Annotated in this window: 5 protein-coding genes and 1 pseudogene; all 6 read right to left on the bottom strand. The window is 56.8% G+C overall.

From position 1 onward, the window contains the following. Positions 1–82: 82 nt before the first annotated feature. Positions 83–3,290: pseudogene (locus tag AC6T8Q_RS16095) on the bottom strand (efflux RND transporter permease subunit). Positions 3,291–3,362: 72 nt separating this feature from the next. Next, positions 3,363–4,667 carry an efflux RND transporter periplasmic adaptor subunit gene (locus AC6T8Q_RS16090; protein ID WP_500680049.1) on the bottom strand — a complete coding sequence of 435 codons (1,305 nt, stop codon included), beginning with the start codon at positions 4,665–4,667 and terminating at the stop codon, positions 3,363–3,365. Between the two features lie 147 nt (positions 4,668–4,814). Next, positions 4,815–7,643 carry a glycoside hydrolase family 2 TIM barrel-domain containing protein gene (locus AC6T8Q_RS16085; RefSeq protein WP_500680048.1) on the bottom strand — a complete coding sequence of 943 codons (2,829 nt, stop codon included), beginning with the start codon at positions 7,641–7,643 and terminating at the stop codon, positions 4,815–4,817. A gap of 183 nt (positions 7,644–7,826) precedes the next feature. Beyond that, positions 7,827–9,815 carry a glycoside hydrolase family 30 beta sandwich domain-containing protein gene (locus AC6T8Q_RS16080; protein ID WP_500680047.1) on the bottom strand — a complete coding sequence of 663 codons (1,989 nt, stop codon included), beginning with the start codon at positions 9,813–9,815 and terminating at the stop codon, positions 7,827–7,829. Positions 9,816–9,883: 68 nt separating this feature from the next. Further along, entirely contained in the window at positions 9,884–10,960 is a 1,077-nt protein-coding gene (locus AC6T8Q_RS16075) for a DUF1559 family PulG-like putative transporter (protein WP_500680046.1), read from the bottom strand. Positions 10,961–11,056: 96 nt separating this feature from the next. After that, positions 11,057–12,004, bottom strand: a complete 948-nt coding sequence (locus tag AC6T8Q_RS16070) for a hypothetical protein (protein WP_500680045.1) — start codon at positions 12,002–12,004, stop codon at positions 11,057–11,059. Positions 12,005–12,083: the final 79 nt, after the last annotated feature.

The raw sequence follows: 12,083 nt of genomic DNA, 5'->3' as shown, positions 1-12,083 counted from the left end.
TGGATGGGCACGGATGAATCACGGATACGAAACAATCACATCCGTGAAATCCGTGCTTATCCGTGGCTCTATTGTGACAGCATTAAAGCTGAGCTGTTTGTTTCCTGCGAAACACTCGGCCGAAGTCATCCAGCACGAGATAAATCACTGGCACGGCGAGCAGCGTGAGCAGCAGCGACAACGCCATGCCGCCCACGACCAGGACGGCGATCGAGCGGCGTTCTTCAGCACCGGGACCGGTGGCGATCAACAGCGGAACCATGCCCGCGATAAAGGAGATGGCCGTCATGAGGATCGGCCGCAGGCGGTCGCGATTTCCTTCGAGGATCGCTTGCTCGCGGGGCATACCTTGGGCACGAAGTTGATTGATGTGATCGATCTGCAGAATGGACGCTTTTTTCACCATGCCGAAGAGTACGAGAATTCCCAGCGCGGAATAGAGGTTCAATGTCTCGCCGCCGATCCACAAGCTCAATAGTCCGAACGGCACGGCAAGCGGCAGCGAGAGCAAGATCGTGATCGGATGAATGAGGTGCTCATACTGCGCGGCCAGCACGATGTACATGCAGACAAACGACAGCACAGGTCCACACGAATTCTTGTAGCGTGAGTTCTAACTCCTTAGCGCGACCCATCACCCGCGTGGAATAACCAGGGGGCAAGCCGAGTTCGTCCGCGGCGGACTGCACTGCCTGAATGCGGTCGGCGAGTGCGTAGCCTGCGCCGAGATTGGCCCGCACAGCCGACATCCGCTGCCGATCGAGCCGGTCGATCCGCGCGGGACTGAATGTTTCTTCAAACGTAACGACGTTGTCGATGCGCGTGAGCGGGCTGGTGCGACCGTCGTAACCAATGCCCGAAATCAACGGGAGCGCGGCCAAACCCACCATCGGCACTCTGGCCGCCGCGGGTGGCATCGCGCGAAGATACAACTGCGAAATCGATTGCGTATCGTCGCGGTCAACGCCGACGAGCCGAAGCTCCACATCATAGGCATCATCGTCTTGGCTGTCATAAAAACGCGACACACGGTCATCGCCACCGACCGAGACGCGTAGCGTGTCGGCGATCTCCTGCACGTCGACGCCGAGCGCGGCGGCCCGCTCGCGATCGATGTGGGCGAGCAGATTGGGCTTATCCATACGGAGCGTCGTATCGACGTCGACAATACCCGGGATCTCGGCAACCTTGCCAGCGAGTTTTTGACTGAACTCGGCCAAGGTTTGGAGGCTCGGCCCGGTGACGACGAAGTCGATATCCACCGGGGCGCCTTGCCGGAACGAAGTGAGATTGCGAATCGACGCCCGCAAGTCAGGATAGCGCGCGATGATCTGGCGAACTTCGCGCATCTTGTCGCGCTGGTTGAAGTTGCCTTCCCAAGCTTGCGAGGGATTCCCAGCAAGCAGCCCTTTCACCAATCGGCTCCACGAGAAGGAACGCCCTTCGATATCTTCGAGGCGAATATACATGGCCGCCGAGCTTGTGCCTCGCACTCCCCCGCCCCCCCCCACGGTCGTCAACACGTTGATGATGCCTGGGATTTTGAGAACCTGTGGTTCGATGGCGTTGACGATTTCTTCCATCGACGCGATGCTCACCCCCTCGGGCGCGCTGATGCGGGCTTCGAACTCAGCTTCATCGACATCGGTGGGAATGTAATCTTGCTTGACCAACCGATAGAGCGGCACATTGGCGGCGATGGTCAGAATCACGACGACCATCACCAGCCACTTGAGTTTGAGCGAATAGCGGAGCAGGAACATGTAGCCGCCTTCGATGAAGCGGTAAAAGCCCCGGCGCGATGAAGGGCCTGCCGCCGATTTCGAGTTCGCAACACCGGCTGTCTCGTTTGCTGGCTTATTTGCTTTCAGCATGCGGCTGCACATCATCGGCGTGAGTGAAAAACTCACGAGCATCGAGATCATCACGGCCACGCTCGCGGTAATGCCAAATTCAAAGAGCAAGCGGCCCGTGACGCTCGATAGAAACGAGACGGGCAAAAACACAATCACCAACGACAAAGTCGTGGCCAATACGGCGAGCCCGATTTCGCGCGTCCCTTCGATGGCAGCATCTTTGGCCGAGAGCCCTTTTTCTTCGATCACACGGAAGACGTTCTCGAGCACGATGATGGCGTCGTCGATCACCACGCCCACCATCAGTACCAGGGCCAGCATCGTCACGTTATTCAATGTGAAATCCATCGCCTTCATCACAGCGAAGGCACCGATGATGGACGTGGGGATCGCAACGGCGGCGATAATTGTCGACCGCCAGGAGCGCATAAAGAGCAGCACGATGACGCTGGCCATCAAGCTGCCGGAAACCAGATGATTTTGAATCTCATGCAACGCCGCGCGGATGTAGCGTGACTGATCTTGGAGGACCTGAGCTTTCACGTCGGGTGGAAGTAATTCCTGGGCTGTTTTCAAACGCTCCTTGACGGCATCGATCACTTCGACGGTGTTCATGCCCGACTGACGCTGGATGAGCAAAATCACGGCCGGTTCGCCGTTGAACTTGGCCATCGTGCGGCGTTCCTTGGTGAAATCGACCGCCTCGCCGAGATCGCGAATTCGCACGGGGACGTTATCGACGGTCGAGACGACAAGTTGGTTGAACTCGCGCGAATCGGGCATACGGCCTAATGTTCGTAGGCTCAACTCGCGGTAACCGGCATCGACGCGGCCACCGGGGACTTCGGCATTCTGGGCCACGATCGCATCGTGAACCTGCATGATCGACAGGCGATACGCCGCGAGTTTGTCGGCGTTGATGTTCACTTGGACGGCGCGTTCCACGGCCCCTTCGATCAAAACCTGCCCCACGCCGCGCGCTGATTCGATCGTGCTTTTCACATAGCGATCCGCCATGAAGTAAAGCTCACGGGTATCGCGCGGTCCCGAGACGGCGATCGACATGATCGGCGAGGCATCGAGGTCCTGCTTCTGCACAATGGGGGGATCGATATCGGGTGGCAGGCGATTCATGATCGCGGAGATCGCATCGCGAACGTCCTGCGCCGCGACGTTGATATTCTGATCGAGCCGAAACGTTAGCATCAGCATCGAGACGCCATCGGTGGAAATCGACCTCAATTCATCGAGGCCGGCCACCGTGGCAACGGCGTCTTCTAAAGGCTGCGTGACTTCGGATTCCACTTCCGACGACGCGGCGCCGGGATACGTGGTCTGCACGCGAATCGTGGGGAGATCGATGTTAGGAAAGCGGTCGATGCCCAAGTGTGGGTAAGACGTTACACCGGCGACCACCACGGCCAAGATCAACATCAAGGCGAAGATGGGACGTTCGACGCAAACTCGGGCTAACCACTGCACGAAGATTCTCCAGATAGCGTGCGACTACGTTTTATCGCCGCTAGGTTTCGAAATTTCTTGAGTTGTTGTTTGAGGAATCTCTTGTTGAGGTGGATTCTCGGAATACTGTTCGCGCGGAATCACTGGGCCATCGTGTCCTTCGCTGGCGCGCAGGACCACAACTGTGCCGTTTTCCAAACCGCTCAAGATTTCGATGCGCTGCTCATCTTCGCGACCCGTACGGACGGTTTGTTGCTTGGCGACATTGTCGGCGACGACCCACACTTTTTGCACGCCAGCAAATCGGCTCACGGCCGTCAAAGGCAACACGATGGCTTGATCGTCGGGATCGACCACCACTTCGGCTTGCGCAAATAAACCGGCTTGCAATTCGAGCGTTGGATTCGGCACGTCGCCTTCGATCAATATCGAACGGGTGGCCTGCATCACTGTGGGACTCACCCGCGTAAGCTTGGTGGCAATCGGCGCGGCGATGTTGCGGCCACTGTTGATGTTGAGCGGTTGACCGACATGAATCTCTGAGGCACGACTTTCAGGAATGCCAGCCGTGAAGCGGAGCACATCCGAGCGAACGAGCGACACGACCGCCTGCCCTGCCCCCACGAATTCGCCGGGCGAAACCAAGCGCTCGCCCACGACGCCATCAAAGGGGGCCACGACTTCCGAATCGGTCACCATTTGCTTGGCCAGGGCCAGCTCCTTGCGACGGACGCCAATCATCGAGATCTGTTCGCCAACCATATTGATCGCGGCGTTGTAACGAGCTTGGGCTGCTTTTAACTGGGCCACCATCGTGTCGAATTCTTGCTCGGTGACGGCCCGTGAACTCAAGAGTTGCTGCGCACGGTTGACGGTGCTTTGCGCTTCGTTCACCAGCGCTTGTTCCATCATCGTGCCGGGGGCGGATGACGCATCGAATTGTGTTTCATCATCTTCTGGAGTGATGCCAATCGCCGCACAAGCTTGACGAAGTTGAGCTTCGGCCAAGCCGACGCGTAGATCGAGCTCGCTGCGGACGAGTTTCACTAAAACTTCGCCCTTCTTGACGACGCTGCCTAGATCGACGTTCACTTCCGCCACTCGGCCCGCGAGCTTGGAACCAATCACTGCATCTTCGTAGGCCAACAAACTCCCTTGCACGCGCACGGTTTGCGGCCAGGATTGAAGTTGAGCGCGGACGACCACGACTTCCTTGGCTGCGACGGGTGCGGTCGCTGTCGTTTGGGTTGCCACGGGCTTGGTGCATCCGATGAGCGCGGTACATCCAATAAGCGCATGGGCCAACAACAGCGCTAGGCGAACCCAACGAACGGGATACGTCGCAGGCATGAATGGATTCCGGCGGGAGATTGCAGGGTCAAAAAGGCGGGAGGAGGGCGTCCAATCACCTGTTACGCGGTAACCGATGGCCAGGTTCAATTTTAACCTAAGAAATAGCAGTTTCCCATCGGAACAAGCCCACGCCTTGTTGTGCCGCTAGTGGGACGAGACTTCCACACTGGTCGGTGTTAAACCAGCCGATTTCGCGGTGATTTTGATGGGGCCAGCTTTTCCTGCTTGGGTACGAAGGATCAGCATCGCCTTGCCGAAAAAAAGTTGGCGATGGTCCGCTTGAAACGGTTCCAACGATATGGGATTGCCGTTGCCCACGCCGGCAATCTCAGCAGGGCCGTCGACCTCGAACTCGATCATGTTCTCCGCCAAGGGGCACGGCACACCCTCTTTGCCCAAAGCCTCGACAAGCACGTAACAGAGATCATCCCCCGAAGCCGTGAGTTCCTTTCGGTCGGGGGTTAGCCGCACCTGGGCTGGCTCACCGGCGGTTTTCATCGTCGCCGTGCCGATTTCTTTACCATCCTTGTAAGCGATGACTTTGAGCTCTCCCGGTTCGTAAACCACGTCGTTCCAGCGGAGGCGATAGTCGTAGGTGCAATCAAAATAATAAGAGTCGACATGCTCGGGAAAGATTCCCAACTCGCAGATGCTTGCCCACGCCCGACCACTAAGTTCATCAAACTCGATCCGCAGATAGCGAGCTTGCGTGTCAACGTCATGCGGTGAGGTTTTCGGCCCGCCCCATTCCGGTTGGTTGCTGGTTGGTTTCGTGACAAGCGTTTCCCAATTCTCGCCATCGACCGACGTCTTCACGACGTAGCCATAATTCTTAGCTTCTTTTTCTAGTTCCAAGAGTAAGCACTTAATCGGTTTGATCTCGCCCAAATCGACTTCCAACCATTGCCCAGCCGTGCCTGCATCCGCGCACCAGCGCGTGGTGAAGTCGTCGTCGGCGACATAGTCGGGCTCCTTGCCGGGTTGACTCGAACTCGCGCTGAATTTTGCAGCGGTCGCAAAATTGGTGGGGCGGGCCGGGACTTCACCTTTCGTGCGGCGGCCGAGTGACTTGCCGTTCAAGAACAATTCCGCCGAATCGCCATTGGTGTAAACGAACACGGGGACGTTCTTCCCCACGTGATCGGGCCAATTCCAGTGCGGCAGGATATGCACGGTCGTTTCCTCGGGCCGCCAATGGCTGCGGTAGAGCCAATAGCGATCCTTGGGGATGCCACATAAATCGACGATGCCAAAATAGGAACTGATCGCATCGGCACTGTGCGGCGTTGGTTCGCCGAGGTAATCGAAACCGGTCCACACAAACTCTCCGGCCACGAATTTGTCGTCCTGCATCAAACGAAATTCCGCGTCGGCCACGTCCGACCAGGGGGCACCATTCAAGTCGTAGGACGAAACCTGCAGACCGGGGGCGTAATCCGTTTTGGTCTCGGGGAATGGCAAGTTGTAAAACCCGCGCGAACTCAACGCCGAGGCTGACTCACTGTAGACAATCGGCTTCTCGGGCATGAGCTCGCGATGCTTGTCGTAGCGGCGCATGTAATTCCAACCGACGACGTCGACTCCTTCGTAAATGCCCTTGGCTACCTGTTCGGGAAAACAACTCCCTATCGTCGCGGGACGAGTCGTGTCGTACTTGCGCACGATGTTGGCCATCATGCGGACGCGTTCGGGATTGACCCCTTCTTCGTCATCAGGAATCTCGTTGCCGATGGACCACAACACCACCGAGGGATGATTGCGATCGCGCAAAATCATGCTCCGCAGATGACGCTCGCCATGTTCTTCGTGCGTCGGCTTGCCGTCGACGCGATCCGCAGTGTTGTTCCATTTGTCAAAGCATTCGTCCCAAACGAGGATGCCCATCCGGTCGCACAGCTCCAAGACCTCTCGCGCGGGGGCGTTGTGGCTGGTGCGCAAGGCGTTAACGCCCATCTCCTGCATGATTTCGAGTTGCCGCTCCATCGCGCGGGTGTTGAACGCCCCGCCCAGTGGGCCATGATCGTGATGCAGGTTCACGCCATACAACTGCACACGACGGCCATTCAAATGAAAACCGTCGTCAGCCGTGAATTCAAACGTGCGGATACCAAAAGGTGTCGTTTGCGAATCGACCGTTTGGCCGTCGACGATCACCTCGGTCTTTAGCGAATACAAATGGGGATGGTCCACATCCCACAGTTCGGGATTCACGACATTGGTCTCGTAGCCAAACTCTGTTTCACCAACTTGCAATTCAAGATCTGCGTCCGTGGTAGAAACTTTTTTGCCCGTGGGATCGAGAATCGTAAATTTAAGTTGTCCCTTGGTGGGTGCGGAGTTGTGGTTCTCGACGGTGATTGCCGCTTTGACGGTTGCTGATTCTTTGCTGACTTCCGGCGTCGTGACAAACACGCCCCAATGCGCGAGATGAATCGGCTCGCGAACTTCGAGCATCACCTTGCGATAGATCCCCGCACCGGGATACCAGCGCGTGCCGTGGTTGGTTGTGTCGACGTGCACGGCGACGACATTTTTGCCCTTAAGATTCACGTGGTCGGTTGCGTCGACGCGAAACGAGGTGTAGCCATAGTCCCAATCGCCGGCGAGCTTGCCGTTGATATAGACCTTGGGGAAGGCCATCACGCCATCGAAGTCGAGATACACGCGCGATCCCTCGGGTCGGTCGAGCGTGAACTCCTGGCGATACCAGCCCTCGCCTTTCCAGGGCAATTTCGCGGCGAAGCCATCTTCCTCGGGATCGAACGGACCGGCGATGGCCCAATCATGGGGGACGCGAACGTTGCTCCACGCGCTGTCGTCGAAGTCGGTCGCCTCGGCATTCGCAGGATCGCCCTGCGTGAACCGCCAATCACTCAGCCGCGTGCTTTCTTCCGCGGCTTGAACGGCCACGGATGAGAGAACGACCCAAAAGCCAAAGAGAATGGCACAGCAAAGACGATTCAAACAATTCATCGAGACCGACCCAACCTATCGAAGCATCCGAAAAGAAAGCGCACCTTGCTGTAGTTTATGAACCCAAACCGGGAAACTAAATGCCCAGTTGCAAGCCTAGAGCATGGTGCCGCAGGAAGAAATTACCCAAGCGGAGTTGGGCCTTAACCACAAATCACGAATTTGGCGGCGAGTCGCACTTAATTAGCGCAAAACTCGACCGGGGGTGCGACCCACACTCGTGAGCAGTGCCAGACCCACCGCGATTCCATAACTCATTGGTTCCGGGACGGCCAAGGTGGCGACCACTTCGGGGATCACGCCGAAGTTCTCTTGCCAGTCGGCCAAGTCCTCGGCGCTGAAGGGATTGGGCGATGCGCCGCTTTGCCAGGCCAAAAAGTCGCGGCCGTCGACATCGCCATCGCCATCAAAGTCGCCCAGCAGCTGTGGGGCCGCATCGATGATATAGGTCGCAATCGACCGCGCGGGCAAGCTAATCATGAATGAGTTGCCAAGTGCTGATTCCGAGTTGTTCGTGAGGTTCGTCCCGCCGGTGAGCAAATACTTGGTGCCCGTGCTGCCCAGGGCGATGTTGGCAATGTTGACGGTCACGTTCGCGGATTGGGATTGATCGAGATTCAACAGCATCACGGCGATGCTGCCGTCGTCCTGCAGCGCGGCATGCGTGCGAACGTTGTTGTTGCTGGTCGTCGCATTGACGAGCGATTCCCCCGGCTCGACTAATTTGTCGACCATCGAAATCCCATAGAAGGCCGAACCGCGAGCGAAGCCGCTCGAGTCATCCAGAAAATCTTTGGTGAGCATCTCAAGGTACTGCACACTCGTGACCCCCAGGTCCAGCCAGCTCGCGTAAGCATCGGCCACGAAAATCGATTCCACGCTGTTGGCGACGCCTGATTGCAACGAGCCCATGTAATTGAACTCGGTGATCATGATCTCGGCATCGGTCAAATTATGAGTGGCCAAGGTATCGCGAATCCCCGCGTTCGAACCGGTGTCCTGCCCCGCCGTGGTGCCGTTGATCATGTGCGGAATCTTGGTGCGGACCTGAGACAACAAACTCGAACCATTGGCATTATCTCCCGCCCAGGGATACCAGTGGACCATCACGAAATCGACGTTGTCGGCCACGCCGGGTTGCGAGAGAACTTCGTCGTTCCAGTAGGCTTCGTTGGATTGCTTCGAGCCATTGTCGTTCAAGTCGGCGTAGGACCAACCGTAATCATCCGGCGGGGTCGCCAGGACGGCCCCGATCTTGATGTTGGGATCGATCGACTTCATCAACTCGGCATACTCGACAACCTCCTGACCATAAGTGGCAGGCGAGAGTGCGGGGTTGTCATCGCGATTCGTGCCGTTGTAAGGGACGCGATAATCGACCGTGTACCCGTTGCCACCGCCGTAATAACCCGTGCCGAACGTTTCGTTGCCGATTTCCCAATACTCAACGCCCACCGGCGCGTCGCGATTGATCGCCAAGAACGAGTTGTAGCTGTTGTAGACCCCATCGGCTTGAGCCCACGATTGATATTCGCCGGAAGTCGAAGCGCGGAGCTTGGCCCAGTAGCCGGCGGTCTTCCAATCGTTCCCTTGTTGGTCGACACCGATGACGATGTCGCTGGGAGTGCCGTAGATGCTCGCGTCGGCATTGGCGTAGGCCACCCACGCGGCGGCTTCTTTGGGTTGTCCCCCGTAGTCGGGCACCTGCATCTGGCCACCCACGAACTTCATCGCTGAGCCGTAGTTGACTGTCACTACCGATTTGCCATTTTCAAGTTGATCGAGCAGCCCCACGAATCCGTTGAATCCCGAGCCAGGGCCGACGTAACCAAAATTGGTTGGCTCGCCCCACCAGGGAGACAAGCCGCCCCCGGTGATGCCACTTTCCCATTGAGGCCGCGCGACCGACCAATGCAGCACGTCGGCATAGCCCCCACCGCCATAACGCAGCGTGGTCACGCCTGCCTCTTCGAGCCGGTCGTCCACGGTTGGGTGAGACATATTGTTGTAATAGGGCGACGTATGCAGCCCGATGCCCAGCGGAGACATGACCGAGCGAACATTGGCCGCGTCGACGGTGACGGTGGCGGAGATTTGCGCGTGCAGCGAGGTGGTCACGCAGGCGCTGAAACTAGCGACGAGAATTACCAACCAAGTTCTGTTCGATAGCATCTTCAAAATCTCTGCCCCAATTCTCAGCGCAGAGAACACTCACACGCCGTTCAAATGACTGTTAGTCACTAATTGACACTTTGATTTACTTCGTACGGTCCGGCTTCTCCACCCTTCGTGCCTAAACTATTTAAGACATCGACGGGAATGTCGTAGCTAATGGGACGTACAGACCCGTCGGCAAATGCCGTATGAAAACCTGCCGGGTGTGCTGACCCGAACATATACACTTGGTCATAGATGGCGGATTGGCCTACACAAAGCACCCGTGGAGTTGAATCGCTAAGAGGAGTGGCCATCGTGGATCGCATGGTATCTGGGTCCCAACCATCAAGCCAACCACGATCATCAGATGGTTTCGACCCTTCATATTGCTCCGAATAGATGTACTTTTCGCCAATCACCATCGTATTAGATGTTCCATCAGAGATTTGCGACATTTTGGTCGGGCCAGGAACCCCGGTCACAAAATCCCCCGCACCAGGATTGGGTCCACATGTTTCCTTAGCAACACTTCTTTTCCATGAAGAACGCACAATGACCCCGTCGTACACTCCGTTATTAGCGGGCTCACCATACCCATTTCCATTTGCACTCCACAACGAATTATGAACCCGAGCACAATTCTCGAAGTCTCGAGTGGCTATGTACATCGCGGCTGCATTGCTCACGCCTAATGTGGCTGGCTGGGCTCCCGCATAATCCATGAGATAGCCAGGTCCCAAATCGGGATTGTCGGTCGGATCATCAAAAGCCGTGGCGGGGCGCCGCGATGGGCAATTATAGAGCGTCACGGGGGTGTTCTGGACGACTTTCGTGTCACCGATGTTGTGCAACGATCCTTGCTCAAGATAAGGCAAAATCTGATACGCCCAACTCATGCCTTGCTTTTTCCCAACCCAGGGCCTGCCATTCTGAGCGTAGCACTCCAGCCGGTCTCCGTATGTTGCACCGCCGGTGGGGAACTCTTTGAGCGCGCTTTCGTAATTCAAAATCGAAAGGCCGATATTCTTGAGATTGTTGCTGCATTGAGTTCTGCGCGCCGCCTCGCGCGCGGCTTGGATCGCTGGCAACAACAGCGCCACCAACACGCCGATGATGGCGATCACCACCAGAAGTTCGACCAATGTGAATGCGCGTCGCACGATGACCTCCTCAATTCCTTTTACGATTCGTCGAACAACGCGGCGCGGCTTGTTCCAAGCCGCACCGCGATTGTCCAGACTCAAGTCTTGTTGCCACTAACTCCGACGACACCCGGCCAGCAAGGCCACCGACATTGCTAGCCACAAGCTCGCTGGTTCGGGCACGGCTACAAAGCCCGCAGTCAATGCGCCCACGGGATAGCTATTTTGCCAATCGCTTAATGACCCCACACCAGGATCACGCTGCCAAGCCAAAAAGTCGCGGCCATCGACGTCGCCATCGCCATCGAAATCGCCAGGCGTGGCAGTCGGAGGAACAAACTCCAAAGCGACATTATCAAGGCGGATCACATTGCCGGAATCTGTGCCAAAACCGCCGGAGTTGAAGTAAATCTGGAAGTAGATATTCGAGGCATCATCAAAGACGGGCACGGGAACGGGGCTACCATTGGTCGTGGGAGCCGTACCGGAATCGAGATCCCAAACGATTTGATTCCAGTCGTTATCGCCCACGGGTGCGACGAAGGTGCTGTTCCAGATGTCAAAACCATCGAGCTTGTCACCGTCGTTGTTCACATCGACGTCGTAGACGGCTTCGTAGTCGCCTTTATAAATACCTACCGCACCACCCACAGGGGTCGAGGCTTCGGTGTCGCCGTTGTTGCCGATCACCTTGAGATCGAACGTCATGCGATAATTGGCTGGGTTGTTCTGGCCTTCTTGTCCTTCCGCAAAGCCAAAGCCTTCGCCATAAAAACCGTGAAAACCTCCCATTCCATAATAGAAATAGGATCCCGCGTTGTTCGTCGCATCGACGGTAATTTCATAGCTTTGAATGCCACTCACCGCGTCGGTATCGATAATGGCTTCGGTGAGAGCGGGACTACCATTGCCGCCGCCGCTGAAGCTATAACCACCGGGATACTGCTGTGGACCTGGCAGCGGACCTTCAAAATCCTGTACGGTCAGTTGGGCCTGCGCGGTACTTGCCAGCAGCAAACTCAGCGTCACAAACAAAGCTGATAAGGCAGCTTGATACCTCATAGAAAACTCCTTAAGAGAAAAGAATGTCTGTAACCGTAACCGCCACGGGAACGGGCAGGACCCGCGACGGTACGGCCTC

It is taken from the genome of Bythopirellula sp. (genome assembly GCF_041737835.1).
In the GTDB taxonomy this organism is placed as follows: Bacteria; Planctomycetota; Planctomycetia; order Pirellulales; family Lacipirellulaceae; genus Bythopirellula.
Note: the sequence above shows the minus strand (reverse complement) of the source record. Positions and strands in the feature narration are given on the sequence as shown.